Annotated in this window: 22 protein-coding genes; 11 read left to right on the top strand and 11 right to left on the bottom strand. The window is 64.0% G+C overall.

Annotation, left to right across the window (positions count from 1 at the left end):
* Window positions 1–42: 42 nt before the first annotated feature.
* Window positions 43–792, bottom strand: a complete 750-nt coding sequence (gene radC, locus QU595_RS15140; protein ID WP_315923340.1) for a RadC family protein — start codon at window positions 790–792, stop codon at window positions 43–45.
* Window positions 793–837: 45 nt separating this feature from the next.
* Window positions 838–1,668, bottom strand: a complete 831-nt coding sequence (map, locus tag QU595_RS15135) for a type I methionyl aminopeptidase (protein WP_315924481.1) — start codon at window positions 1,666–1,668, stop codon at window positions 838–840.
* Window positions 1,669–1,866: 198 nt separating this feature from the next.
* Between map and QU595_RS15130 the strand changes: the two genes are divergently transcribed.
* A complete protein-coding gene (locus QU595_RS15130) occupies window positions 1,867–2,169 on the top strand; it encodes a DUF982 domain-containing protein (RefSeq protein ID WP_315923338.1) in 303 nt (100 codons plus the stop codon).
* Between the two features lie 13 nt (window positions 2,170–2,182).
* Here the strand turns inward: QU595_RS15130 and QU595_RS15125 are convergent, their stop codons facing one another.
* The gene (locus QU595_RS15125) at window positions 2,183–2,668 is read right to left on the bottom strand and encodes a hypothetical protein (protein ID WP_315923336.1); all 486 of its coding nucleotides are present in this window, start codon (window positions 2,666–2,668) and stop codon (window positions 2,183–2,185) included.
* 227 nt (window positions 2,669–2,895) lie between these two features.
* On the opposite strand from QU595_RS15125, the gene QU595_RS15120 reads away from it, so the two are divergent.
* From QU595_RS15120 to QU595_RS15100, 5 genes are read left to right on the top strand one after another with little or no spacing between them, the layout of a single operon-like run.
* Window positions 2,896–3,150, top strand: a complete 255-nt coding sequence (locus QU595_RS15120; RefSeq protein ID WP_315924479.1) for an acyl carrier protein — start codon at window positions 2,896–2,898, stop codon at window positions 3,148–3,150.
* Window positions 3,147–4,316: an acyl-CoA dehydrogenase family protein gene (locus QU595_RS15115; protein WP_315923334.1), complete on the top strand. Its 1,170-nt coding sequence runs from the start codon at window positions 3,147–3,149 to the stop codon at window positions 4,314–4,316. Before QU595_RS15120 ends, QU595_RS15115 begins: the two co-directional genes overlap by 4 nt.
* A gap of 3 nt (window positions 4,317–4,319) precedes the next feature.
* The gene (locus QU595_RS15110; protein WP_315923333.1) at window positions 4,320–5,228 is read left to right on the top strand and encodes an amino acid--[acyl-carrier-protein] ligase; all 909 of its coding nucleotides are present in this window, start codon (window positions 4,320–4,322) and stop codon (window positions 5,226–5,228) included.
* A complete protein-coding gene (locus QU595_RS15105) occupies window positions 5,192–6,205 on the top strand; it encodes a DUF1839 family protein (RefSeq protein ID WP_315923331.1) in 1,014 nt (337 codons plus the stop codon). Before QU595_RS15110 ends, QU595_RS15105 begins: the two co-directional genes overlap by 37 nt.
* Window positions 6,206–6,228: 23 nt before the next feature.
* Window positions 6,229–8,679 carry a beta-mannosidase gene (locus QU595_RS15100; protein ID WP_315923330.1) on the top strand — a complete coding sequence of 817 codons (2,451 nt, stop codon included), beginning with the start codon at window positions 6,229–6,231 and terminating at the stop codon, window positions 8,677–8,679.
* 7 nt (window positions 8,680–8,686) lie between these two features.
* On the opposite strand, the gene QU595_RS15095 is transcribed toward QU595_RS15100, so the two are convergent.
* The 4 genes from QU595_RS15095 to QU595_RS15080 all read right to left on the bottom strand — a co-directional run bounded on the left by QU595_RS15095 (window position 8,687) and on the right by QU595_RS15080 (window position 13,742).
* Window positions 8,687–10,540, bottom strand: a complete 1,854-nt coding sequence (locus tag QU595_RS15095; RefSeq protein WP_315923328.1) for an alpha/beta hydrolase — start codon at window positions 10,538–10,540, stop codon at window positions 8,687–8,689.
* Window positions 10,537–12,066, bottom strand: a complete 1,530-nt coding sequence (locus QU595_RS15090) for a lipopolysaccharide biosynthesis protein (RefSeq protein ID WP_315923326.1) — start codon at window positions 12,064–12,066, stop codon at window positions 10,537–10,539. Before QU595_RS15090 ends, QU595_RS15095 begins: the two co-directional genes overlap by 4 nt.
* A gap of 70 nt (window positions 12,067–12,136) precedes the next feature.
* On the bottom strand, window positions 12,137–12,991 hold the full coding sequence (locus tag QU595_RS15085) for a glycosyltransferase family A protein (RefSeq protein WP_315923324.1): 855 nt from the start codon (window positions 12,989–12,991) through the stop codon (window positions 12,137–12,139).
* A 361-nt stretch (window positions 12,992–13,352) separates the two neighbouring features.
* Window positions 13,353–13,742, bottom strand: a complete 390-nt coding sequence (locus QU595_RS15080; protein WP_315923322.1) for a VanZ family protein — start codon at window positions 13,740–13,742, stop codon at window positions 13,353–13,355.
* A gap of 215 nt (window positions 13,743–13,957) precedes the next feature.
* Between QU595_RS15080 and QU595_RS15075 the strand changes: the two genes are divergently transcribed.
* Window positions 13,958–16,015 (top strand): GumC family protein, encoded by a 2,058-nt coding sequence (locus tag QU595_RS15075; RefSeq protein ID WP_315923320.1) that lies wholly within the window; start codon window positions 13,958–13,960, stop codon window positions 16,013–16,015.
* Between the two features lie 10 nt (window positions 16,016–16,025).
* The gene (locus QU595_RS15070; protein ID WP_315923319.1) at window positions 16,026–17,282 is read left to right on the top strand and encodes a hypothetical protein; all 1,257 of its coding nucleotides are present in this window, start codon (window positions 16,026–16,028) and stop codon (window positions 17,280–17,282) included.
* 18 nt (window positions 17,283–17,300) lie between these two features.
* On the opposite strand, the gene QU595_RS15065 is transcribed toward QU595_RS15070, so the two are convergent.
* The 4 genes from QU595_RS15065 to QU595_RS15050 form a co-directional block, all read right to left on the bottom strand.
* Entirely contained in the window at window positions 17,301–18,317 is a 1,017-nt protein-coding gene (locus QU595_RS15065; RefSeq protein ID WP_315924477.1) for a glycoside hydrolase family 5 protein, read from the bottom strand.
* A gap of 53 nt (window positions 18,318–18,370) precedes the next feature.
* Window positions 18,371–19,576, bottom strand: coding sequence for a glycosyltransferase family 4 protein (locus QU595_RS15060; RefSeq protein WP_315923317.1), 1,206 nt, complete (start codon window positions 19,574–19,576; stop codon window positions 18,371–18,373).
* A 193-nt stretch (window positions 19,577–19,769) separates the two neighbouring features.
* Window positions 19,770–20,834 carry a hybrid-cluster NAD(P)-dependent oxidoreductase gene (locus tag QU595_RS15055; RefSeq protein ID WP_315923315.1) on the bottom strand — a complete coding sequence of 355 codons (1,065 nt, stop codon included), beginning with the start codon at window positions 20,832–20,834 and terminating at the stop codon, window positions 19,770–19,772.
* 88 nt (window positions 20,835–20,922) lie between these two features.
* A complete protein-coding gene (locus QU595_RS15050; protein ID WP_315923314.1) occupies window positions 20,923–21,777 on the bottom strand; it encodes a LysR family transcriptional regulator in 855 nt (284 codons plus the stop codon).
* Between the two features lie 128 nt (window positions 21,778–21,905).
* Here QU595_RS15050 and QU595_RS15045 point away from each other — a divergent pair, with 128 nt between their 5' ends.
* The 3 genes from QU595_RS15045 to QU595_RS15035 all read left to right on the top strand — a co-directional run bounded on the left by QU595_RS15045 (window position 21,906) and on the right by QU595_RS15035 (window position 25,320).
* On the top strand, window positions 21,906–22,988 hold the full coding sequence (locus QU595_RS15045; RefSeq protein WP_315923313.1) for an amidohydrolase family protein: 1,083 nt from the start codon (window positions 21,906–21,908) through the stop codon (window positions 22,986–22,988).
* A 10-nt stretch (window positions 22,989–22,998) separates the two neighbouring features.
* Window positions 22,999–23,352, top strand: a complete 354-nt coding sequence (locus QU595_RS15040) for a Rieske (2Fe-2S) protein (protein ID WP_315923311.1) — start codon at window positions 22,999–23,001, stop codon at window positions 23,350–23,352.
* 315 nt (window positions 23,353–23,667) lie between these two features.
* Window positions 23,668–25,320, top strand: coding sequence for an ABC transporter substrate-binding protein (locus QU595_RS15035; RefSeq protein WP_315923309.1), 1,653 nt, complete (start codon window positions 23,668–23,670; stop codon window positions 25,318–25,320).
* The last annotated feature ends 29 nt before the right edge of the window (window positions 25,321–25,349 follow it).

The raw sequence follows: 25,349 nt of genomic DNA, 5'->3' as shown, positions 1-25,349 counted from the left end.
CCTTTTTGCATGTGAAACGTCCCCGGCGAAGATTTGCCCGGCTCAGATCAGCAGCAATCCCTTCATCGAGGCATGGCCTTTCTTGCCGATGATGATGTGATCGTGCACCGAAATGCCGAGCCTTTTCGCCGCTTCTACGATTTCCTTGGTCATCTCGATGTCGGCGCGCGAGGGGGTCGGGTCGCCGGAAGGATGGTTGTGCACGAGGATGATCGCGGTCGCTGAAAGCTCGAGGGCGCGCTTGACGACCTCGCGCGGATAGACCGGCGTGTGGTCCACCGTGCCCGTCTGCTGCACTTCGTCGGCGATCAGGGCGTTCTTCTTGTCGAGGAACAGGATGCGGAACTGCTCGCGCGCCTCGAAGGCCATGGCCGCGCGACAATAGTCGAGAACCTGCGTCCAGGACGACAACGTCTCGCGCGTCGTAAGATCGGAACGCAGCATGCGCTGCGCGGCAGCCGCAATGATCTTGAGGTCGAGGGCCACCGCCGGTCCGACGCCCTTCACCTCGCGCAACAGCGCCTCGTCCGCGCCCAGAACTTCCGCCAGCGTGCCGAAGCGCGCCAGCAGCGCCTTTGCCACCGGCTTGGTGTCGGAGCGCGGGATCAGCCGGAACAGCAGGAGTTCCAGCAATTCGTAGTCGGGCAGGGCGGCGTGGCCGGCAACGGAAAAGCGCTCGCGCAGCCGGTCCCGGTGCCCGAGATAATGCGGCCTCGCCGCCGGCGCCTTGCCCAACAGAGGCAGAGGCTGCTCTGCGAGAAAGCCGCGTTCGTCGCTATCGTCCTTGCTCATGCGCCCCCGCACGCTGCCGCAAACGATGGAGTTACGGAGATTGCCTCAGCGAGGCGGCAGCCCCGGCGTGTCGAGGCCATTGGGCGAGAGCGTGAAGATCTCGCAGCCCGTTTCGGTCACGCCCACGGCATGCTCGTACTGTGCCGAGAGCGAGCGGTCGCGCGTCACCGCGGTCCAGCCGTCGGACAGCACTTTCACGTGAGGACGTCCGAGATTGATCATCGGTTCGACGGTGAAGATCATGCCCGGCCGCATCTCCACGCCTTCATTGGCGTTGCCGTAGTGCAGGATGTTGGGCGCGTCGTGGAAAAGCCTGCCGACGCCATGGCCGCAGAAGTCGCGAACCACCGAGCAGCGCTCGCCTTCGGCATAGGTCTGGATGGCCTGGCCGATGGCGCCGGTGCGGGCGCCGGGCCTGATGGCGGCGATGCCGCGCATCAGGCATTCGTAGGTGACTTCCATCAGCCGCTCGGCCGCGCGCTTGATGGTGCCCACCGGGTACATGCGGCTGGAATCGCCATGCCAGCCGTCGAGAATGTAGGTCACGTCGATGTTGACGATGTCGCCGTCGCGCAGCGGCTTTTCGTCCGGAATGCCGTGGCAGACGACGTGGTTGATGGAGGTGCAGGTGGACTTGGTATAGCCGCGATAGTTCAACGTGGCCGGCAGCGCGCCGTGGTCCATGCCGAATTCGAACACGAAGCGGTCGATGGCGTTGGTCGTCACGCCGGGCTTCACCAGTTCCGCCAGTTCGTCCAGGCAGCGCGCCGTGAGCTGGCAGGCCCGGCGCATGCCGGCGAATGCTTCCTCGTTGTAGAGGCGGATTTGGCCGGTGTTCCTCAGCGGGGCGGAATCGGCTTCGAGATAGGTGACCATCGTTCCAAGTTTCGCGGGGTTGTTCCTGTCGCCTATCATGTGACATCGAACGCGCTCGTCTTCAACCTCCTATAGGTGAAACACGTCACAGACGGCGCGACGCAGTACGGACACAATCGCGCGCGATGGTCGGGCGATGCAACCTTCGGCAGCGCGCGGCGTTCCGGGCTCGGCAGCCGATGGTTCTGGAGATATCCGATGAACAGCCTGCAATTCGAGGTTCCGGTCAGGGTGGCCTTGGGCCCCGGCCAACCGATCGAGGAAATCTACGGCGTCGAAATGGCGCTCGACCTGCTGGCCGATTGGCCGGTCGGCCGCCAAGGACCGCTTTACCAGGCCGCCTTTAACGCCTGTTTCGGGGTTAGTGTCGGTGTGGTGCAGGCCGAGGAAGCCTGCCGCGCCTTCGCGGCCTTCTGCCGGGTCAGCAACATACTGGCCAAGGACATGATGCCGCCCGAGACCGGGAAGGGCCCGGAAGCCGGCCAGGGCTACCTGATCTGACGAGGGCGCCGGTTCAGAGGCTGAACGACCAGAACAGGCAGGCAAGGGTCGCTCCCGCGAAAACGACCAGGAAGAGACTGCGCAGCAGCACGTTGCGGCGCAGGTCGTTCATGACCAAATGGGCGGCGACGACGGCCGCGACAAACAGGAACCGCCAGTTCCAGAGGGCCCACGGCGCGTCCGCCTGCCCAAAGGCCCATTTCGCGGCGGTGCAGCCGAAAATCGCCGCAAACAACACGATCACCGTCCAGAAGATCATGTCGGCCGCATTCAGCAGCACGAAGCTGGCTGCCCTGATGGGCAGCACCATCATGAGCATCGCGCCGAAGAAATAGAGAGCGGCAAGCGGAAGGAAGGCGCCGGCGTCCACCACGGCTTCCAGCCGCCTGACACCGACCACGCCGAACGGGTAACCGTGCCTGGCCACCGCAAAACTCAGGGCCGTCAGCAGCGCCGTCATCACGGCGACGAGCGCGAAGGAGATCAGGGCCTTGCTCATGCCAACCAGGCTTCCATGCGAATCGGACACGCAATCTGGTAGCCCATCCTTCGTAAATTGCGGGTAAGCCCAACTGCGTTTTCGGGCCTGCGGCGATCGGTCAAAACCGTGCGATCCGCTTTACCCGGAATTATCCATGCTCATTTATGCGATCTTATTGTCCTTTGCTCATGTTCTTTGGCGCAGCCAGCATGAATGCATTGATTAAGGAAATTACGATGAGCGATATCGAATCCAGGGTTCGTGAGATTTTGGCTGCGCGCAGCGATCTGCCGGCCGACGTGACCCGGCTGAAGGGAAACTCCGACCTCTATGCGGCTGGCCTTTCCTCCTTCGCCTCCGTCCAGATCATGCTGGCGTTGGAAGAAGCCTTCGACGTGGAGTTTCCGGATTCGCTCCTGAACCGAAAAACCTTCCAGAGCATCGATGCGATTTCCGCTGCCGTCGAGGGCCTGGTCAGCGGAGCCTTGGTCGGAGAATGAACACCTCAAGCACGAGCCTTGCTGAACGCGCCGGACGTGTGGCCGCCGTAGCAGCCGCCCATGCCGAGGATGTCGACGCCAAGGCTCGTTTCCCGCGCGAAGCCGTCGAGGCCATGCGCTTCGAGCGACTTCTGTCCATCCAGATCGCGCCCGAACTGGGCGGTGAAGACGCGGCACTTTCCGACGTCGCGGAAATCTGCTCGCTGATCGGACAATCCTGCGCGTCGGCGGCGATGGTGTTCGCCATGCACCATATCAAGCTGTCCAGCCTCGTCTCGCACGGGGCCGAGAGCGAGTGGCACCGCACGTTCATGCGCCGCGTGGCCCGCGAACAGCTTCTGCTCGCTTCCGCCACCACGGAGGGCGGCATCGGCGGAAATCTGCGCAACAGCATCTGTGCGATCGAGGTCGACGGCGCCGACTGCCACCTGGAAAAGGACGCGACCGTCATTTCCTACGGCGCCTATGCCGATGCGATCCTGATCACCTCGCGCGCGCATGCCGATGCGGCCTCCACGGACCAGGTGATGACCGTGTTCTGCAAGGACCAGTACACGCTGGAGCAGACGCAGACCTGGGATACGCTGGGCATGCGCGGCACATGCTCGGACGGCTATCTGTTCAAGGGCGACGCGCCTGCGGAACAGATCCTGCCGAAGCCGTTCGCCGAAATCGCGGCGCAATCCATGCTCGCGGCCTCGCATCTGCTGTGGAGTTCGGTCTGGTATGGAATCGCGGTCAATGCAGTGGCGCGCGCGCAGAGCTTCGTGCGGGCGGCCGCGCGCAAGAGCCCGGGCACCACACCGCCCGGAGCGCTGCGGCTGGCGGAGGCGTCGAGCCTGCTGCAACTCCTGAAATCCAACATCATCGCCGGTCTGCACGAGTTCGGAGCCGCGAAGAAGGACGTCGACCGCCTGTCCTCGGTGGGCTTCGCCGTCGCCATGAACAACGTCAAGATCGGGGCGTCCGAGATCATCCTCACCATCATCAACCATGCGATGCTGGTGTGCGGCATTCTCGGCTACAAGAACGGAACGCCTTACAGCCTTGGCAGGCACCTGCGCGATGCACATTCGGCGCAACTGATGATCTCCAACGACCGCATTCTCGGCAACACCTCCAATCTCCTGCTCGTCCATAGGCAGGATACGAGCCTGATGGGATAAGTGATGGATATGCAAACCTCTCTGCTGGACCGGCTTTTCGAGACCGGCCTGCTCATCGACACGGGGATCGAAGGGCTCTACGGGCGCAGCGGATCGTTCGAGGAGGTCATCACCCGCTTCGAGGCGCTGATCGACGAGGTCGGCGGCGCCGACGGCGCGGAAGCCATCCGTTTTCCGCCGGGCATGAATCGCGCCTATTTCGAAGGCAGCGGCTACATGAAGAGCTTTCCGCAACTTGCCGGCACGGTTCACAGTTTCTGCGGCAACGAACTCGACCACATGCACCTGCTGCAGTGCATGGAAGCCGGCGACGACTGGACCAAGGGGCAGGAAGCGACCGACATCGTGCTGACGCCGGCTGCCTGCTATCCGCTTTACCCGACCGTGGCCAAGCGCGGCGCGCTGCCGACGGAGGGCGGGCTTTTCGACCTCCAGTCCTACTGTTTCCGACACGAGCCTTCGAACGACCCGGCCCGCATGCAGCTTTTCCGCATGCGCGAATATGTGCGCATGGGCACGCCGGAACAGGTCATGGCCTTCCGCAACGACTGGATGGAGCGCGGCAAGGCGCTGATGGCGCGCGTCGAGCTGCCGGTGGAGATCGATGTCGCCAACGATCCGTTCTTCGGCCGCGCCGGCCGGATGATGAAGAACAACCAGCGCGACCAGAACCTGAAGTTCGAGCTGCTGATTCCGATCACCTCGACGGCCAAGCCGACCGCCTGCATGAGCTTCAACTATCATCAGGACCATTTCGGCAAGAGCTGGGATATCAGCACCGCCGATGGCGAGGTCGCACACACCGCATGCGTGGGCTTCGGGCTTGAGCGGATCGCGCTTGCGCTGTTCCAGCATCATGGCCTGGATGTCGGCGAATGGCCGGCCAGGGTGCGCGCAACGCTCGGATACTGACCTTGCCGCAGCCCACCGTCTTCAGCGGGCTCGCTCCCGACAGCTATCGGCCGCATGCGTTGCACAATCCGGAGCGGATGTGGCCGGAAACCAACTGCTATGTCGATCTCTGGATCGAGGCGCTCCATGCTTTCGGCACCGTACCGGAGGCGATGCTGGGCTTCACCCTGACGCAGGATTTCGAGGGCGACCAGTTCACCTTCTTCAAGGTTCCCCTGGAGGACCTTGAATCGCTTTACGGAATCCGCTGCACCGAGCTCGCGGTATATGATCGCATCGAGACGCATGTGGACGAGCAGATCAGGCGAGGGCGGCTGTGCCTCGTCGAGATGGACAGCTACTACATGCCGGACACGCGCGGTGTCTCCTACCGGACGGAGCACGGCAAGACGACGATCGCCATCAACCGGCTCGACGTGATGGGGCGCAGCATAGACTACTTCCACAATGCCGGCTTTTTCAGGCTGGAAGGCGAGGATTTCGACGGGCTGTTCCGCATGACGGATGGGCCGGAGGACCTGCCGTTCCTGCCCTATACCGAGTTCGCGCGTTTCCCGGCTGCGTGTCCGGGCCAGGCGCACCTGCGCGCCGAAGCGGGCAGGCTGCTCGCGCGCCATTTCGCGCGGCGCCCGAGGGAAAATCCCGTTGCGGCTTTTGCCGGGCGCTTTCCCGAACAGGTTCGTGCGATTGCCGAACGGCCCTTCGACTTCTTCCACAAATACGCCTTCAACACGCTGCGGCAGCTCGGCGCCAATTTCGAGCTGGCGGCCAGCCATCTCGACTGGATCGCGCCCGACGGCGCATTGAGCGACGCCGCAGCCCATGCGCGCCGTATCGCCGAGGTGGCGAAATCCACCCAGTTCCAGCTCGCCAGGGCGGTCAGCCGTCGCAAGTTCGAGCCGCTGGCCGGCGTGCTCGATCCTGCGGCCGAGGCTTGGGATGGGCTGATGCGCGGTCTTTCGGCGCGTGCCGGCTGAGCGCTGAGATGGAGACGCCGCACATGCTGCCGGCCTGTGGCGACCGCCTTCTCGAACAGGGCTGGCGCATGGCGACGACGCAGCCTGATGCGTGGGCGAAGCCGCCGGCGGATCTTGTCGGGACCGACCTCGTCGAAGCGCCGGTGCCCGGCACCGTCGCCGGCGCGCTGGAGCGGGCAGGGCGTTTCGACCGCACCTCGCCGCAACCGCTCAACGGGCTGGACGCCTGGTATTTCCTCGATCTGGACGGCGATGCTCCCGGTCCCGCCCGGCTTCGTTTCGACGGACTGGCGACGGTCGCCGAGGTCTTCTGGAACGGCGAGCCGGTGCTGGCTTCGCGTTCCATGTTCGTGGCGCAGGAGCTTCCGGTGGAACTCTCCGGCCGTGACCGGCTCGCCATATGCTTCCGGGCGCTGGCGCCGCACCTGGAGAGGCGCGGTCCACGGGCACGGTGGCGGCCGCAGATGATCACGCCGCCCGGCTTGCGGCTGGTCCGCACCACCGTGCTCGGCTACATGCCCGGCTGGTGCCCGGAGGTGCATGCCGCCGGGCCTTACCGTCCGGTGAAGCTGGTGCGGGACGATCCGGCCATGCCGCGCGACATTCGCATACGAGGCTGGCTGGATGCGGACGGGACGGGGCGGCTGGACGTTCGTTTCGCTGCGCCGGGCCTTTCGGGGGCCGTGTCCCTGAATTGCGCGGGACATCAGGTGGAGCTTCGCGCGCAGGACGGGGTGTACGCAGGGCAGCTTGCGCTTCCGGGCGTCGCGGCGTGGTGGCCGCACACGCATGGCGAACCGGCGCTGCATGACGTCGAAATCGTCACGGACGGCGTTCGCCACCGGATCGGGCGCACGGGTTTCCGCCGCATCGAGATCGACCGGGGGGACGACGGCAGGGATTTCGCCGTCCGCGTCAACGGGCAGAAGCTGTTCTGCCGGGGTGCAGCCTGGACGAGCGCCGACATAGTCGACCTTGCCGGCGACAGGGCGCGCTACGAACCGTTCCTTCGCCTGGCGGCGGAAGCCGGCATGAACATGCTGCGCGTTCCGGGCGTGGCGACATATGAGACGCCGGCCTTCTTCGAACTCTGCGACGAACTCGGCATCATGGTCTGGCAGGACTTCATGTTCGCCAATTTCCACTATCCGGAAAGCGACGGCGAGTTCATGGACCTTGCGCGGCAGGAGGCGGAACAGTTTCTGGCCTCTACCGCCGCTTCGCCTTCCGTGGCGGTGCTGTGCGGCGGCAGCGAGATGGCGCAGCAGGCGGCTATGCTGGGCCTGCCGCGCCAGGCGTGGTCCGGGCCGCTCACGGACAAACTGCTTCCCTCTGTGGCGGCAAGGCTGCGGCCCGACGTTCCTTATGTGCCCAACAGCCCGAGCGGCGGCGACATGCCGTTCTCGCCCAATGCCGGCGTGACGCATTATTACGGCGTGGGCGCCTATTGCCGGCCGCTCGAAGATGCGAGACGCGCTAACGTGCGCTTCGCGGCCGAGTGCCTGGCCTTCGCCAACGTGCCCGAACAGCGCACGCTGGACGGCTCTCTGCCGGTGCCGGCCGTGCACGACCCGCGCTGGAAGGCACGTGTGCCGCGCGACCGTGGCGCATCCTGGGATTTCGAGGATATCCGCGAGCATTATCTCGCCGCGCTTTACGGCGTTGAGCCGTCGCGGTTGCGGCGGGAAGATCCCGGCCGTTATCTGGACCTTTCCCGCGCCGTGACCGGCGAAGTGATGGAGGCGACCTTCGCCGAATGGCGGCGGCCTGGTTCTTCCTGCAACGGCGCGCTGGTCTGGACCCTGCAAGACCTGCTGCCCGGTGCGGGCTGGGGCGTGATCGACGCGACGGGCGCGCCGAAGCCGGCCTTCTTCGCGCTGAAGCGTGCGTTCCGGCCGGTTCAACTCACCTTGACCGACGAAGGCACCAACGGCCTCGACGTCCACGTCCTGAACGAGACCGATCGTGAACAGGCGCTCATTCTCGAACTTGCCTGCCTGCGCGACGGGAAGCAGCCTGTCATACGCGGCAGCCGCTCATTGAAACAGATCCCGCGGCAAGGCGTGACCGTCCCGGCCACCGATCTGTTCGGGGCGTTCTTCGACACGGCCTACGCGTTCCGGTTCGGCCCGCCTTCGCACAACGTGACGGTGGCGCGCCTGCGGAACGGCGAAGACGAGACCATTCTGGCGGAAGCGTTCCATTTTCCGCTCGGGCGCGCGGCGGCTTTTGGCGAGGCCGTCCTTTCGGCGGAACTTCGCGAGGACCGGGACGGCTGGTGGCTGGCGGTGTCGGCGGATCGGCTCGCACAATGCGTCCATATCGACGTTCCAGGCTTCCGGCCGTCGGACAACTGGTTCCATCTGGCGCCGGGCGAGGGTCGGAAGATAAGGCTTACCGGCCTCCAGGAGCAAACGGCAGTGCCTTCAGGCGATGTGCGGGCGCTGAACGCGGCTTCCTCGGCGCATTTCTGAAGACGGCTCAGTTTTCGGACGCGGCGGTCATTTCCTTCTCGGCACCGGCCAGCAACGCGTGCTCCAGGATGCGGTCGCGAATATGGGCCCTGGCGGCAGGCGGGGTCATGTTGTGGTCGGCGTCCGCGACAATCTCGACCGACACGTTCGCATATTGCGCCAGGTCCTCGCCTTTGTCGCCGAAATACAGCCGGTATTGGTCCAGACCGACATCGGCGCCGCTGTAGATCAGCGAAAGAGGCATGCGGCGCGCGTACAGGCGCCGGAAGGCGGCATGCGTGGCCTCACGCAGGCGCCCGTATTTGGAGAGCGCCCCGAGCATGCCGTGGGCCCTCGGCGTGAGACGGCGGGCCAACTGCCGGCTGATGTTGAGGGTGGCGCGCCGGACATCGACGCCCCCGGTGCCCAGACGCCGGAAAGTCTCCATGCTGACGATGCGCCGGCCGTAGTCGGACAGGGAACGCGGATTGTAGCGCAGCACGTCGTCCACCTGTTCGTCCGGGTCCCAGACGAAGGTGAACGGATTGACGATGACCGCTGCCTTGCAACGCTCGTCCTGCACGGCGCTGCGGAAAGCGAGAAACGCGCCGCTGCAACGGCCGGCAAGCACGGCCGGTGCCAGGTTGAGCTTTTCGAGAAGCTCGAAGGCGGCGCCTACGTCGTCGATCTGCCTGTCGGAAAACAACACCTGATCCGGGGAGCCGGTGACCGGCGGGCTGTCGCCGACATTCGCCGCATCGAACCGCAGCGAGGCAACGCCCTGCGCGGCCAAGTGGCGCGCGCTCTGCACCGCCGTGCGGGCCCAGCCGGCGTGCCGGTCATAGGCGGTGCCCAGATAGACCACCGTCGCGCCCCGTCGGGTTCCAAGTGGCATGCAAAGAATGCCGAACAGCCGCCCATCCGGGCCGAAGCGCAGCGGCGTTTCCGTGAAATCCGGCCCTGCGAGCAGGGGTTCTCCGGGATATTCAACCGGCAGCCTTGTGCCGCCGGGCCGGGCGGCAATCGCAGCCACCCACTCGGTCAGCTGCTCGATCACCAAAGCCGGTTGTTTGGCGATCGTCGGGTTCGAGACGAGATCGTCGTAGCCGTAATAGCCAAGTCGTGTGACTTCGGCGCCGAGTTGGCCGAGATGACGCGACAGGGCGACGTCCTTTTCGCGCATCGGCCGTTCCACGACGAGGATATGCGGTGCTGGCGCCTCGGGCAGGGTTTCGATGGAAAGCGCCTTGACCTGCGCCGCGATCGCGTCCGGCATGACGAGACCGGCGATGGCGACGTGCCCGGTTATGCGCTGCCCGTTGCGCAGGCCCAGCCCCTCGTCCACCATCTTGGACCAGGCAGCCAGTTCGCGCAGATAGAAGCGGCCGCTGACGACCGGCGCCATCAGCGCGAGCGCCTGGACCCCGTCCAGCCTGGGCGCGACAATCGCGGCGAGCGTCGCGCCGATGCCGTGGCCGATCAGGATCAACCGGGATGCGCCGGACAGGGCGCGCAGCTTTGCGGCAGCCGCCAGGATGGCGTTTTCCCAGACCGAGAGGCCGGTGCTGAAATCGTCGCGGTCAAGGGCGTCGCCGGTGCCCGGATAGTCGAAGCGCAGGCTGGCGATGCCGGCCAGGGATGCCTTTTCCGCCAGTTCGCGCCACAGCTTGCGCGTGCACATTTCCTCGAAGCCCCAGGGGCTGACGAAAAGCAAGGCGCTGGCCGACGCTTCGGTGCCGGCGGCTGCAGGCGTGAACAGGCCGACCGTATCGGAGAAGGTGACCGGCAAGGCCGCGGATTTCGGCGTCCAGGAAAGGAGTTCAGGCGCGCCTGTTTCGATACTGTCCCGGTCTCCATGCATAAGGGCTGGATGCGAGGTCATTTTGTGGCCTCCGAGGTGGTCGAATAAGGAGCGATCAGGCCCAGAAACAGTCGGGGGACCTGCGCCAAAACAGAAGGCAGCCGCGTCAGCAGGCTGTCGATCATCGCCGCATCCTGCCGGGGGACGGCCGCCAGCAGGCGCAACATCAGGCCATAGACGACCGCGCCGCCCGCGATGCCGGCCACGAGGCCGCCGACGCCGGGGAGCATTCGCGTGATCGTCAGGGCGGCAAACCCGCAAAGCGCGCCTGCGGCGGCAACCTTGACGACGACCGGCACCAGTTCCCGCGCGCCTCCTGCCAGATCGACGCGCCGCAGCAGGATCACGCTCATGATCAGGAAAACCAGGTCGCGGACCACCGCCGCACCGGTGCCGCCCCATTGCGGCACGGCGAAGAGGCATCCAGCCACCATGAGGACGGCGCCGATTCCGCTCGTCGCGAGACGGTATTTCAGCCGGTCCATCGAATAGAGATATTGCGTGACGAGCTGGATGAAGACGTAAGCCGGGGCCCCGACGGCCATGATGGCGACGATCAGGCCGGCCGGCTCGAAGGCCGGACCGTAGATCGCCAGCACAAGCGGCATGGCAATGGCGGCGAGGCCGAAGCAAAGCGGGAAGGTGATGTAGGAGAAACTGCGCACCACGCCGGCGAAAATATCCGGTGAAGTTTTCGAACCGCCTGTTCCCTGCCGTTCGGCGTAAAACGGAATGAGGCTGCCTGTAAGCTGAACCGGCAACTGCAACGCCAGGTTGGCGAGAGACAGCGCCACGGCGTAGAAGCCGACCTGCTCGACACCGCGGAAGTGCTGCAGGAAGACCAGTTCCGGGCGGGTCAGGAACACGGCGGTGATGACGAACTCGAAGAACAGGACGACCGAGGTTCCGGCAAGGGCGCGCATCGTGTGGCCGGCCTTGTTCGGCCGGGTCAAAAGGATGCCGCTCGTATAAAGGAAGAAGACGGATTGCCCGGCGATGTAGCCGATGAGGGCGCCTTCGACACCATAAAAATATGCGCCGGCAAATACGATGACGATCTGCAATATCGAGGTCAGGCTGGTGAAGTGGAGGAACGTACGGAGACGCTGCTCGCTGATCAGGTAGTTCTTGGTGAACGAGCCGATCGACTGGATGAACAGCAACAGCGCCGTAAGGGCGGCCGCCGTCGCAGTGGAGTCGATCCATTCGACGCCGCCGCCCAGCCAGCAGAACGCCCCGAAAAGCAGCACGAGAATGGTGGTGGCCACGGCGACGGGCAGGGCGAGATAGGCGGCAAATCCGCGGCGCCCGCGCTCGTCCACTCCTTTGGCCTTCAATTGCGGCAGCAGCCGCAGAAGCAGCACGCCGGTGCCGAGCTCGGCCACGAGCGATCCTGTCGTGGCCAGCCACAGCGCAAACGCGATCGTGCCGTTCGCTTGCGGCCCCAGCAGCCGGGCGACGATGACCGAGCAGCCGAATCCGCTCACCAGCAGCAGCAGGCCCGCCACCGCGTTGATGATCGAGTTCGACATGATCTTGCTGTTCATCAGCGCACCTTCGCGCACTGTGGATCGGGCGCGATCATGTCTACGTCACGAAGGCCGGCGAAGTCCGGTGTCATATCCTGCCCGACGCAGGCGCCGGAGCGCTCTTCCAGCCGGACCAGCGGCCGGAGAAGATCTCCCATGAACGCTTCGCAAGAGCCGGCCGTCCGCTCAGCGTATAGATGGCGACGCCGGCCAGAGGCCGCAGCAACCGAGGCACGTAGGAAAAGAAGCTGTAGCCGTGCCTGCGCATGACATAGCCCATGCCGACGCTGTAGGCCCTTATCTTGGCGATGTTGGCGGGCGAGGTGCGGTCGCTGCGGTCGTCGGGATGATGACCGACGAGCGTCGGATCGTAATATCCCTTGTAGCCGGCCCCCATCAGCTTCAAGGCGAGGTCCTGCGCCTCATAGGCTCCCCAAGGGGTGCCCGCGCCGAGGCCGATTTCCCCGTCGAACCCGCCGACTTCCTCGAAGGCGCTCCTGCGGATTATCATGACCCATTCGATCAGCGTCGTCCAAATCGCGTCCTGGCCGATCGGCTTGGCGGTGTTCTGGAACGTACCCATGATCGTCTTGCCGTCAGCATTGACGGAGCGGCCGCTGTAGAAGTCGGCCGAGTGTTCGACCTTCAACCTGTCGAGATGGGCCAGGAAGTCGTCCGGATACCAGCAGTCGTCGTCGGGAAAAAGAATCCACTGCCCGCGAGCGTGCGCGGCGCCCGCATTGCGCGCCCGGCAGAGGCCGCGATTTTCCGCCCGCACGCGAACGATCTCCAACTCGTCTTTCCAGGCATCGAGTATCGGCGCGAGACGGTCGTCACTGTTCTGGTCGACGACGATGACCTCGAAATCATTGCGCTTCTGCGCCGCCAGCGAGCGAAGCAGCACTTCCATCTCGCGTGCCCGGTTCAGGGTGGCAACGACCATGGACGTCAGAATTTCAGAGTCTTGCCGAGCCATTGCAACCCTACGACAAAGATACGAATCCACGCCGGCAGATCGTGCGGCATGCTGCGCTCACTTTTGAATCTTGCGCGTTAAATTGACGTGAACGGAGCCGGTACGATTGTTTGCAAGCTACACTTGGTGGCGCATGGGCCCGGGCGCGACGACATGGAAATATTCCTGTGCCGGTGCCTGGTCATTCTCGATCAGCTTGCCTGAACAGTTCTGATTTCGCGGTTGATTGTCCGGGGGCGTTGCATGGCCATCCGCCCGATGGGAGCCGCTCGTGCGGTTTGCCGGCAGGACGGTCTCCGGGTTGCAGGCGGCAGCAGCGTGGAAAGGCTCAGCCTTTCCTGTCGCCGGCGAGCCATGCCAGGCGCTGCGACGCGATCCAGACGACGGCGACGCCGATCAGGCCGGCGGCTGCCTTGATCACGGCATCATGCAGGCGGCCGTGACGTGAGGGGTCGATGAGTTGAAGCGCTTCCAGTGAGAACGCCACGGCCACGACGAACAATGCGCTGCGGCTGAAGCGGCCTGGAAAGCCAACGGCCAGGGCGAAGCCGAACACGAAGTAGGCCGCGGCGCGCTCCAGATTGGCATTGCCGATGTGAGGACGCAGATCGATCGGCGACAAGGTCGCAAAAGCGATGAACAGGAGAAGCAGGATCGCCGTGAGGCGCGAGGCGAGAATCATGAGCCGGTAGCTATTGGCAATGACGGCGGACGTCAACGACGGGCTCGATCACGACTTCGCAAGCCGCGCAGGAGAAGGCTTTAGCGGCCGGTCGCTCGTTGGGGACGGAGGCGGGATTTATCGGTTTCTTAACCATAAGGAAAGCAGTGTCGGATAGAAGCTTTCCAGCTCCGTTGTTTCGATTTTCGCGGGCGTGAGGCGGATATCGGCCGAACCCGGCCGGGGGCTGCTACTTTCATCTCGGGCATCTGATGAACATAGATATTTTCCAATTGCCGGGGATATTGAAGCGCAGGGCCCACTATGTGGTTCTGGCGATCCTCGTCTGTCTGGCATTGGCGTTCGTCTTCCTGCTGCTGCAGAAACCCTACTACCGCTCCTCCACAGAGATGCTGCTCGATCTCGACCGTTCAGGCGCGGTCGGCAACGCGAATGCGGCCGCGCCGCAGGTAAGTGCCCAGCAGTCCGTCGGCAGCCAGATCTATGTCGTGCAGTCGCGCGAAGTGCTGCAAAAGGTCGTGCAGGACCTGAAGCTGACCTCGGACCCTTATCTCGGCGGCTCCGGCGGCGGCTGGCGCCGGCTGATCTTCGGTGGAGCGGCAAAGCCGCCTAGCGGCGACGCCGTCGATGGCGCCGTCGAGGCGTTGCGCAAGAACCTGACGGTAGAGCAGGCCGGGGACTCGCTGGTGATCACCGTGACCGTCAAGCATCGGAACAGCGAGATGGCCGCCCGGATCGCCAATGCGATCGCGCAGACCTATCTCAGCGAAACGGACCAGACGCAATCGAGCGCCAGCCAGAAGACCGGATCGGCCCTGCGCGAGCAGACCGAGGAACTGCGCCAGCGGCTTCTGGCCGCCTTGGCCGCCGCCGAGAAATTCCGCACCGAGCATGGTCTGATCAGCACGGGCACTCAGGGGCTTGTGGTGGATCAGCAGCTTGCTGGGGTGAACCAGCAGCTTCTGGCGGCGCGGCAGGCGGCCGAGCAGCAGAAGACCATTGCCGACCAGGCGAGCCGGCTGAAGGTTTCCGACGTCGAGACGGGCGCCATCGCCGAGGCGTTGCAGTCCCCGACGCTGGTCGATCTGCGCGGCCGCTACGCGCAGCTTCTCGACCGGCAGGCGGAACTCTCGACCAATCTGGGCTCGGAGCATCCGCAGATGCGCGCGGTGCGTTCCCAGGTCGCCAGCATGCGCAGGACGATCGAGAACGAGTTGCAGCGCATCCGCGCGACCGCCGCCAACAATTACGAGCGCGCGCAGGCGAATGTGGCCGCGCTGCAAGGCCGGTTCGACGCCCTGGCCGGTACGAGCGGCGAGGAAGGCGAGGCCCGCATCAAGCTGGCGCAATTGCAGAGCGAGGCGGCCTCCATCAACGCCGTCTATCAATCCTTCCTCAGCCGTTCCGAGGAACTGGGGCGCCAGCAGGACGTCGGCGCCGGCAATTCCCGCGTCATCTCGGCTGCCGTCCCATCCTCGACGCCGATCCAGGCGCCCAAGAGCCTGGTGCTGGTGGCCGCCTTGCTGTTCGGCGCGGCTTTGGGAAGCGTGCTGGCCGTGTTGCGCGAAACGTTCAGCACCACCTTGCGGTCGGAACAGGAACTGATCGCCCGCACCGGCGCGCCGGTGCTCGTGACGGTCGAAGCGCCTTCCGACGAGACGAAGGCGAACTGGGTGAAGGAGGTGCTTCACAGGTTGCCCCTCGCGCAACGTCTTCTTCCGTCCGGCGGCAAAGGGCCGGGCACGCCGCAGCAGGACAGTTTCGCTCGCGCGGCCCTGATGCTGCAGGCGGGGCGCGACCCGTCGATGCCCACCGCCGTCGTCGTGCTCTCGGCCGATGCGGCGCAGGTCGGGGAACCGGCCGCCGCGCGCATCGCCCGCCAGTTGCATGTCCTCGGCGAGGAAGTGTTCCTGTCCGACGGCAGCATGCGGCAGCGGGCGCCGCTGGCGACCCTTGCGGGAGAGCGGCAGGCGGCCGGTCATGAAGCCGCCGCGCCAGCAGGCAAGCGGGCCCACCCCTTGCTGGACATACTCCGGTTCCAGCGCGTCGGTGCCTCCTCCAGGGCCGGCAATTCGCTGCTTTCCCTGATACCCGCCGGCAATGCCGCCGTGCCTTTCTATATTGTCGACGCTTGCGGCACGGAGGCGGAGAGCCTTCTGCCGACGATCCTGAAATATGCGGACGGCATTCTCGCATTGTCGAAAATCGGCACCACCAACAAGGACGATCTCGCGACGTTGATCACCCGCATAGGCCCGTGGCGCAGCAAGCTGATAGGCAACATAGTGGTCGAGAAGAAGGCAGCCTGAGGGGCGGGCGGTGGCGAACGTCGACACAGCCTCATGGCGCAACGGCTCTTCCTGGGACGCGGCCGGCGAGGACGGTGCGCCGGTTCCCGTCATCGTGCGGTTTCTGGCGATCGCGGCGGTCATGGCCGCGCTGGTGTTCAATTTCCTTCTGTGCTTCGTCAACACCCGCCTGTTCCCGATCACCGACGCCTATGTCATGCTGTCGGAGATGCTGGTCATCGGCACGGTCATGCTTGCCGCACTGACGCGCCGCGCGCCGCTTTACCTGCTCCTGGTGGCTTTCCTGACCTACATGCTTCTGCTGTTCGCCTTGCGGGGCGGCCAGTACAACCTGAAATCGGTCCGCGATATCCTGATCCCGATCGCGTTCTATTTCACCGGGATGCGCCTGCGCGATCCCGGGCTGGGCGACCGGCTGGTGCTCGCCAGCGCCCTCGTCGTCGTGGCGGCGGGTCTTTTCGAATATCTGTTCGTCGATACCTTCATCTCGTACTTCAATGTCCTGGGCTATTATCTTGCCAGGGGAACGGTTTCCGCCGACCAGCTCTATGGCCAGACGCAGGGGCTTTTCATCTCAGGCATGCGCCCGGAACCGCGCACCATCCTGCCTTTTCTCGGCCAGCACCGGGTTTCGTCGGTCTTCCTCGAACCGGTTTCGATGGGCAATTTTGCCGTCATCATCTATTCTTGGGCGCTCTATCGCGGCCGTGCCTTCGCCGCCCGCTGGTGGGTCATGGCGCTTGCCTTCACGGTCATCGCGCTCGCCGACGCCCGTTTCGGTCTCTACAGTTGCGTGCTCGTCACGCTGCTCTACCCGCTCTACGACTATATTCCCCGTCCGGCCTGGATTGTGCTGCCGTTCCTGATGCTCGCCATGCTCGGCATCTACGGGATCATGTCCGGCACCGGCGGAGGACCGAACGACCTGTCGGGACGCTTCGCCGTTACCGCGCATATCCTCACGCAGCTTTCGCCGGGGGTGGTCTTCGGCGCGGAGGCAACTGACCAGTTCACCGCGGATTCCGGCCTTGCCTATACGTTGACGGCCTTCGGCCTGTTCGGCTTCGCAGCCCTTTGGACGACCTTCGTCCACGCGCCGCTGGGCACGGCGCGCGCCTGGCGGTTCCACTCGATGGTCATCGTCTACCTGCTGCTGCTGATGCTCATCAGCGACTCGTTCTATTCGATCAAGACGGCCGCCTTGCTGTGGTTCCTTCTGGGAACGTCCAACGGCGATCGTCCGGCCCTGGAAGCGCCTGCGGCCTGATCGGGCAGCCGATAACGATCAGCCTCCGTTTTCCAGGGCAGGGCACTTGCCGGCGCCGCCGAACAGGGCGCCGCTGCGGCTCAATGCCTTGAGCTGGGGCCTGTCACGTCCCTTGACCGGCTGGATGTTGAGCGGCTCGCTCTCGGGCCACCAGTCGCCTGCGGCCCAATAGGCCCAGCCGGTCCACACGTCGCGGTTCTTTTCCATCACCTCGACCATGCCGGTGATGCCTTTTGCGCAATTCGCGTCGCCCCCGCCGCCGAACTCTCCCAGGAAGCCGCGCTTGCCGTTGTCGCGCAGCCATTGGGTGAAGCGTTGCAGAGCCTCGACGGCGTCGTCGGCGCGCTCGCAGGTGGCATGGGTGCCGGAGAAATTGCCGTCCAGATATTGATGGACCTCATAGGCGTAGTTGTTGGCAGGATCCTGCACGCCGAGCATGATGCTGGCGTTTGCATTTGCGGCGTCGGTGCTTTCCCAACTGTGTGCGCCTGTCCAGTTGGTGCCGGGCACCAGCACGAGATTGCGGGCTCCCGCCTTGCGGATTGCCGCGATGGCCGCGTTCGCCGAAGACAGCCATTGGCGGACGTCGAGATCGTGAGGCTCGTTCATCAGCCCGAACGCTACGGCCGCGTCCTTGCCGTAAAGGACGGCCAGCCGGCCCCAAAGATCGGCAAAGGCGGCGTCGGGCAGGTCGTCCGAGCCGAGCACCGCGTCCCTGTATCGGGCATAGTTATGAGGATCGAGCACGACATGCAGGCCGGCCGCCCTGAGGCGCGAGACGGCATCGGCGAGCCGGGCAGCCTCCGCCTTGTCGAACGCCTCGCCGAGGCGCGGTTGCAGCCGCTCCCAAAGAAAGGGCAGCCGCACGGTATTGAAGCCCTTCTTCGCGAAATAGGCGACCGTGCGGTCGCTGGGGTAGGTGTAATCCTTGCCGTAAATGCCGCCTGCCTTACCGAATTCGGCTCCGGAAAGGTTCACCCCATGAAAGCAGCCCGGCTTCGATGCGGCGGGAAAGGCCTGCGTTGCGGACAGCATCGCGCTGGCCAGCACCGACAACAGAAGCTTGCGGCGCGCGCATCGTGTCCGGGTCAATTGCTCCTCCCGGCGGCTGTGTCGTCGCCCCGTGGCCTGCTGGCCGGCTCGCGGAGCAGTTCCCGGTAGACGTCCAAATATCGTTCGGCGACCTGGTGCCATGAATATGCCGACGCCGCCTGCATGACGCTTTCCCTGTACGCGCGCGGATCGGCCGAAAGCTCCCGGAAGGAGTTCGCGATGGTGCCGGCCGCGAGTTCCGGATTGCCGAAATCGCAGAGCCGGATCTCGGGATGCTTCGCGGCCAGATCCCGATAAGCCGTGTTGGGGTTCAGCAAAGGCATCAGCCCCGCGCTCATGGCCTCGACGGCGACCAGGCCAAACCCCTCATAGTCGGATGCGGATGCGAAGAGGGAGCATTCGGACAGGACAGCGCGCAGTTCGGGGACCGACAAGCCGATGCGGACCTGCACCGCGTCCGACAGGCCGCGCTCTGCGACCATGCGCGCGAGGTCGTTTTCGTCCAGATCGCCGGGGACGCCGACAATGTCGAGCCGCCAGCCGGGGGCAACCGCCTCCAGTGCCTGCATGGCGCCGAGCAGATTGTCGAGGCGCTTGTTGACCGAGAAGCGGCCGATGGTGACGAGGCGCCGCTTCGGCGACCGTGCGGCGGCGTCGGCGAATTTCCCGGTGTCGACGCCATTGTCGATGCGGATGACGCGGTCGCCGGCAATTCTTGCGAAGGTCCGCGTGTCCTGCAGGCTGCAGCCGATCAGGCGCTTATAGGCAAGGGCCGACACGCGCGTGGCGGTGTTGAACCACGCCGTCTTCAGCGATGCATATTTTTGTGTATGGAAGAACCCGCCGTGGGTAGTCGCCACCATCGGCTTGCGGTGGAAGGGGCGTGTCCAGGCCAGTGCGTCGAAGAAGAAATCGATGGCGTGCACATGCACGATGGCCGCATCGCCGATATGGCGCAGGACCTGCGGCGCGACCGGATAGCGCGTGCTTCCCCTGAACGGTATGCGTACCACCTCGATGCCGTCGATGATTTCGGTCGCCGGAAGCAGCCGGTCCGGAGCGGTAAACTGCCGGTCGAGCGTGACGACGCGAACGCGGTAGCCGCGCGCGTGCAACTGTCCGGACAGATTCGCCACCACTTCCTCCAGCCCGCCCCGGTTCGGCAGATACTGGCGAACAACCTGCACAATGAGCGGCGGCTGGCGCGAGGCTGAAAACTCGTTGGGTAGGCGAGCGTGCATCGACGCTTCCTTTGCATGCCTGCAGAGAGCGGCCCTTGCGGGTTCGCTCCGGAAATGCGGGTATCGGCCAGAACCGGCTAAAACCGGGTTAAACCCGATGGTAGCGGGGTAAAGCCGCTCGGAGCGGCGCCGAGATGCAAAATGCTCGCCTTGCCGGCGGGGTTCGGCCCTCGCCGGCAGTTCGCCTTATTGTTCAGGCCTCGATCGAAATCGCTCCCCTCGGCCTGCTGCAACACGCAAGGACGTAGCCTTCCGTCTTTTCTTCGTCGGACAGGCCGCCCAGGTCGGCCATGTCGACCGCCCCTTGGGTCATCCTGATCTTGCAACTGCCGCAAACGCCCTGCTGGCAGGAGCTTTCGATCCAAATCCCGACATTCAATGCGGCTTCCAGCAGGGTTTCGCCGGGCGCACATTTGCCGTGCTTGCCCGACAGCGCGAAATAGACTTCGCCGCCGAGGTCGCCCGTATCGTCGATGGAGATCTTTTCTCCGAAGCTCTCTTCGTGCAGCGCGGTGACTGATATTTCCCTGGCCATCTCACGCGCCGCCTTCATGAAACCTTCCGGGCCGCACATGAAGATTTCCCGTTCATGGAGATCGGGCACGAGCGACCGCATCAAAGCCGCTCCGACATGCCCTCTCGCGCCCGGGAAGCCCGGCTCTTCCCCGGTGTCGTCAACCACCAGATGTATCTTCACGTTCTTGAAGCGCTTGGCGATGAACTCGAGCTGGTCGCGGAAAATGATGTCTTTGGGCGTGCGTGAAAAATAGACGAAGACGACGTCCGTCGGGTCCACGATATCGTTTATGTACTGAAGCATAGACATGACCGGGGTCACGCCAGAACCGCCGGCGAGGAAAACCGGTTTGCGCGACGGCAGGTCGATATAATTGAAGTGGCCGCCGATATCGGCGATCTCGACCTCCATGCCGGGCCGCATCTCATCGTTGAGCCAGTTCGAAACAATGCCGCCGGGCACCCGCTTCACCGTGATCTGTATGTTGTGCGGCCGCGTCGGAGTGGAACAGATCGAATAGGCGCGCGGATAAAGCTTGCCCCCGATTTCGAATTTGAAGGTCACATACTGGCCGGGCTTGAAGTCGAAGGTGCGGCTTTGCCTGTCCTCGAAGACGAACGTCCTGGCGTCGTGCGTTTCCTCCACGACTGCCTTGCAGATGAGCGTCGCCGGACCGCCCCGGTAGCAAGGCTGCTGGTTGGCGATCGACAGGGAATAGCGGAAAGGAGATTCCATCAGCATCGCGCACCTCCGACGAGCGCGCGAGTCATATCAAGTTTATCGATCTGCCGGGACTCGGCGAAACTTCGTTTTCGATCGAAAAATTCGATCATCGACGGTCGACGAGATCTCTCAGGAGCTTGAGCGCCCAGACCACCAGCGGATCTCGACGACGCCGCAGATGTACCGCCGAAAAGACCGGCTGCGGGATGATCGGAGCGTCCTCGATGATCCTGAGCTTGGGGACTTTGGTCTGCGCGCTCGCAACCGCGAAGCGGGGCAGATAGAGCGTGCCTCCATATCGTCTCAGAAGTTCGATGGCGAGGTCGTCGCTGCCGATGACCATGCCGGGGAACGCGAGGTCGGGAAGAACCTCGTCGAGCGCGCGTTCGAAGGCGCTGGTGTAGGCGACCTTGATGTAACGGTTCATGTCCACCTGCGCCAGGCTGTCGTGATCGGTCGAGACCATGACGAATTCGGCCGCGCCGAGATCGGCGATCTGGATATCCGGCGTCAGTTGCGGCGCGAACATGATGCCGACGTCGGTCTCGCCTGAAAGGATGTCACGCTGGATCTGCGACGAAAAATTGATCTCGACATGGAGATCGAGGTCCTTGTCGCTCCGCAGCTTGTCGATCCAGTCGATCAGATAGGCGCGGACGAGACTGTACTGGCAGGATATGTGCAAACGCCGCTTGCGGGCCGAAGCACCTGCAAGAACGTCCCGGCGCGCATGGCCCCAAAGTGTCAGGAACGCGCGGCAATGCCCTTCGAAGCGCCGGCCCGCAAGCGTGGGCTCGGCTCCGCCGCGACCGCGCTCGAAAAGCCGCGTCTCCAGGGTTTCTTCCAGTTGGCGGATCCGCGCGCTGACCGTGGACTGCATGATGTTCATGCGTTCCGCCGTGCGCTTGAAATTGCCCGTCTCCATCACGTCCAGGAATGTCAGCAGCAGGGCGGTGTTCATCGGTTCAATCGCATATCTCGATCGATAATCAATGATTGCTGATATTTCCCGATCGAATGCCGGTCAATAGGCTTGGTTCGGATGCAAATCGGCTGATCGATCGGATCTGCGAAGCTGGAGTCCCCCTGATGTTTATCGTCGATACCGACTGTCACAACTATTGGTGCAGCGCCACGGTGCTGGAGCCCTACATGGAGGGCCTGTTCAAGGACATGTTCGTCCGGGGCGAAAAGACGGGCCCGCGCGGCGCATTCCCCCATGGCCATCGCCCGTGGTTCCATCCGGAAGGCTTTGCCCGCCACGACGTCAATCCGGTCGAGGAAGACGACAACTACCTCATCATGAAGGAAAAGCACCTCGACAAATACAATATCGATGTGGCGATCCTTACGGGCGACGAGCCGATCGAGGCATCGACGCTCGCCAATCCCTACTACGCCAACGCGCTTTGCAAGGCGTACAACGACTACATGATCGACTACTGGCTCCCGAAGGACGATCGCTTCTGGGGATCCCTGGTCGTGGCGCCGCAGGACCCCAGGCTGGCCGCAGAGGAGATCCGCCGCGTCGGCTCCCATCCGCGCATCGTGCAGGTTCTGGTGAGCCATGGGGCGCAGAGGCCTTATGGCGATCCCTTCTATCATCCGATCTTCGAAGCATGCGCGGAAATGGGCCTGCCGTTCGCCATGCATCTGGGCGGGCAGGGCGGCCTCAACGCGACTCCGATCGGGGCCGGGCCCTCGACCTTCTTCTGGGAGACGCATGCGATCCTGCCTCAGTCCGCGATGACGCATATGGCATCGCTCATCGCTCAGGGCGTGTTCGAGAAATGGCCGGGCCTGAAGGTGGTCATCATAGAATGCGGCGTGGCCTGGGTGCCGTCCGTTCTGTGGCGCCTGGATTCGAACTACCGGGCGCTGCGCAAGGAAACGCCATGGCTGAAGCGGCTGCCTTCGGAATATTTCAAATCGAACATCCGCATGTCGACGCAACCTCTGGAACAGCCTGCCAACATCCAGCACCTCTGGGCAACGCTCGAAGCGATGGATGGCGAGAACACGCTGCTCTTCGCATCGGATTACCCGCATTGGGACTATGACGACGTGACCAAACTCCACATCCCGCCGGCATGGCGCGAGAAGGTCCTCGGCCTCAATGCGCTTGATGTCTACACGCGCATCCAGCGTCCCGCGGTCATGGCGGCCGAGTAAGGAGAGCGACATGGCAGAGAAGCAATTCGCTTGCAAAGCCTCCGAGGTTCCGCCGGATGCCGCCAAGATCGTCACGTTCGGGAGGCTGTCCCTTGGCTTGTTCAAGCTGGACGACGGCTATCATGCCCTCCTCAATGTCTGCCCGCACAAGGGCGCGGCGCTTTGTGAAGGTCCCGTCTGCGGCACCACGAAGCAGACCGACGATCGGGAATTCGTCTACGAGCGCGCCGGGGAACTCGTGCGCTGCGCCTGGCACGGCTGGGAGTTCGACATACGCAGCGGCGAATTCCTGGTGGACAGGAGCGTTCGGACCAAGACCTTTCCGGTGACGGTCGAAGGCGAGGACATCTACATCCACATCTGATCTGTCGGCCCCCGCCGCCGTTGCGCGAGATCGCCGCGGCGTCGGACGCATCGCCGCAGGGACAAAAAAGGCCACCATGCTAAAGTGATCAATCGGAAATTCCGATTGATATCGGCTTGTCGTTCCTATTGCCCGCCACAGACGGCGGTCCGAGGATGGCCAGATCCACCGGCCTTCGATCTTCTTGCGGCCGAGCCGTCCGGTCCAGTCGCTGCGAAGCGTGCAAGACAAAGCTGAAAGATTTCAATGCGCGGCGCCGGGGTGGCTTCTGGCCGCCTCACGCCGCACGTCACCAGGCTCAAGCGGGAGAAGCAGATGATCTTTTTCAAAAGCAATGGCGACAGCGTCCCCGGCCACATCCGTGAGATGGCCGAGCGCGCGAGATCGGGCGACATGGATCGTCGCGAATTCCTCGCGCTGGCCAGCGTTTTCGGCGCTTCGGCCGCCATGGCCTACGGCTTGATCGGCCTTGCGGCGCCGACGCCCGCAGCCGCCCAGGAACCCCGGAAGGGCGGGGTGCTCAAGGTCGCCATGGTGGTGAAGGAACCGAAGGACCCGCGAGTCGCGGAGTGGCCGGAAGTCGGCAACGCCCAGCGCCAGACGCTGGAAACCCTGATCCGCTACAATCGCGACTTCACCTTCTCGCCCAATCTCCTCGAAAGCTGGGAGATCAACGAGGACGCTACCGAATATGTGCTGAAACTGCGCAAGGACGTGACCTGGACCAACGGCGACGCCTTCAACGCTGACGATGTCGTGTTCAACTTTACCCGCTGGTGCGACAAGTCGGTCGAAGGCAATTCGATGCCCGGCCGGTTGGGCACGTTGGTGGACGAAAAGACCGGCAAGGCCCGCGAGGGCGCAATCACCAAGGTCGATGATCACACGGTCAAGCTCGGCCTGCTGTCGTCCGACATCACCATCATCCCGAGCATCACCGAATATACCGCGCTCATCCTGCATCGCAGCTTCGATGAGACGGGAGCCAATTTCCTGAAGAACCCCATCGGCACCGGGCCATTCGAGCTGGTTTCCTACGACGTGGGCACGCGCGTGGTCTACAAGCGCCGCGAGAACGGCAAATGGTGGGGCGGGGAAGCGCCTCTGGACGGCGTGGAATTCCTCGACTACGGCGCCGATCCGAATGCCGTAGTGAATGCCTTCGAGGCCGGCGAGGTGCAGGCCAACTACGAGACGACCGGCGATTTCGTCACCATTCTCGACGGCATGGGCCTGACGAAATCGGAAGTGGCGACCGCCGCCACGATCGTGTGCCGCACCAATATCAAGAACAAGCCCTATGACAACAAGCAGGTCCGCAACGCGCTCCAGCTTGCCGTCGACAACGAAACGGTGCTGCGGCTGGGCTATGGAGGGCTCGGGTCGGCAGCGGAAAACCATCATGTCAGCCCGATCCACCCCGAATATGCCGAGTTGCCCAAGAAGGAGCGCGACATCGAGGGCGCCAGAAAACTCATGACCGAAGCCGGCCAGCTGGACTTCGAACATGAACTGATCTCGACCGACGAGGAGTGGCACAAGAACACCGGCGATGCCATCGCCGCGCAGCTTCGCGAGGCCGGCATCAAGGTCAAGCGCACGGTGCTGCCCGGTTCGACGTTCTGGAACGACTGGGCAAAATATCCGTTCTCGCTGACGACCTGGAATTCGCGGCCTCTGGGCGTGCAGATCCTCGCCATCGGCTACCGGACCGGCGAGGCCTGGAACGAAACCGCTTTCGCTGATCCCGATTTCGACGCGAAGCTCAACAAGGCGCTGGGTGTAGCCGACGTCGACAAGCGGCGCGAGATCATGAAGGACATCCAGACGATCCTTCAGGATTCGGGCGTCATCATCCAGCCTTTCTGGCGCAAGCTCTACTGCCACATGAAGCCCGAAGTGAAGAACCACGCCATGCATCCGGCCTTCGAACTGGATTTCGGCAAGGTCTGGCTGGAAGAGGCCTGAGCGAAAGGCGAGGGCACCGAACAGCTCCG

This window comes from Mesorhizobium sp. SP-1A, assembly GCF_032460275.1.
Lineage (GTDB): Bacteria > Pseudomonadota > Alphaproteobacteria > Rhizobiales > Rhizobiaceae > Mesorhizobium.
Note: the sequence above shows the minus strand (reverse complement) of the source record. Positions and strands in the feature narration are given on the sequence as shown.

Excerpts from the sequence above, each read along its gene's own strand:
- radC (WP_315923340.1), bottom strand. The coding sequence starts at position 792 with ATGAGCAAGGACGATAGCGACGAACGCGGCTTTCTCGCAGAGCAGCCT.
- map (WP_315924481.1), bottom strand. The coding sequence starts at position 1,668 with ATGGTCACCTATCTCGAAGCCGATTCCGCCCCGCTGAGGAACACCGGC.
- QU595_RS15130 (WP_315923338.1), top strand. The coding sequence starts at position 1,867 with ATGAACAGCCTGCAATTCGAGGTTCCGGTCAGGGTGGCCTTGGGCCCC.
- QU595_RS15125 (WP_315923336.1), bottom strand. The coding sequence starts at position 2,668 with ATGAGCAAGGCCCTGATCTCCTTCGCGCTCGTCGCCGTGATGACGGCG.
- QU595_RS15115 (WP_315923334.1), top strand. The coding sequence starts at position 3,147 with ATGAACACCTCAAGCACGAGCCTTGCTGAACGCGCCGGACGTGTGGCC.
- QU595_RS15110 (WP_315923333.1), top strand. The coding sequence starts at position 4,320 with ATGGATATGCAAACCTCTCTGCTGGACCGGCTTTTCGAGACCGGCCTG.
- QU595_RS15105 (WP_315923331.1), top strand. The coding sequence starts at position 5,192 with ATGGCCGGCCAGGGTGCGCGCAACGCTCGGATACTGACCTTGCCGCAG.
- QU595_RS15100 (WP_315923330.1), top strand. The coding sequence starts at position 6,229 with ATGCTGCCGGCCTGTGGCGACCGCCTTCTCGAACAGGGCTGGCGCATG.
- QU595_RS15095 (WP_315923328.1), bottom strand. The coding sequence starts at position 10,540 with ATGACCTCGCATCCAGCCCTTATGCATGGAGACCGGGACAGTATCGAA.
- QU595_RS15090 (WP_315923326.1), bottom strand. The coding sequence starts at position 12,066 with ATGAACAGCAAGATCATGTCGAACTCGATCATCAACGCGGTGGCGGGC.
- QU595_RS15085 (WP_315923324.1), bottom strand. The coding sequence starts at position 12,991 with ATGGTCGTTGCCACCCTGAACCGGGCACGCGAGATGGAAGTGCTGCTT.
- QU595_RS15075 (WP_315923320.1), top strand. The coding sequence starts at position 13,958 with ATGAACATAGATATTTTCCAATTGCCGGGGATATTGAAGCGCAGGGCC.
- QU595_RS15065 (WP_315924477.1), bottom strand. The coding sequence starts at position 18,317 with ATGCTGTCCGCAACGCAGGCCTTTCCCGCCGCATCGAAGCCGGGCTGC.
- QU595_RS15060 (WP_315923317.1), bottom strand. The coding sequence starts at position 19,576 with ATGCACGCTCGCCTACCCAACGAGTTTTCAGCCTCGCGCCAGCCGCCG.
- QU595_RS15055 (WP_315923315.1), bottom strand. The coding sequence starts at position 20,834 with ATGCTGATGGAATCTCCTTTCCGCTATTCCCTGTCGATCGCCAACCAG.
- QU595_RS15050 (WP_315923314.1), bottom strand. The coding sequence starts at position 21,777 with ATGAACACCGCCCTGCTGCTGACATTCCTGGACGTGATGGAGACGGGC.
- QU595_RS15045 (WP_315923313.1), top strand. The coding sequence starts at position 21,906 with ATGTTTATCGTCGATACCGACTGTCACAACTATTGGTGCAGCGCCACG.
- QU595_RS15040 (WP_315923311.1), top strand. The coding sequence starts at position 22,999 with ATGGCAGAGAAGCAATTCGCTTGCAAAGCCTCCGAGGTTCCGCCGGAT.
- QU595_RS15035 (WP_315923309.1), top strand. The coding sequence starts at position 23,668 with ATGATCTTTTTCAAAAGCAATGGCGACAGCGTCCCCGGCCACATCCGT.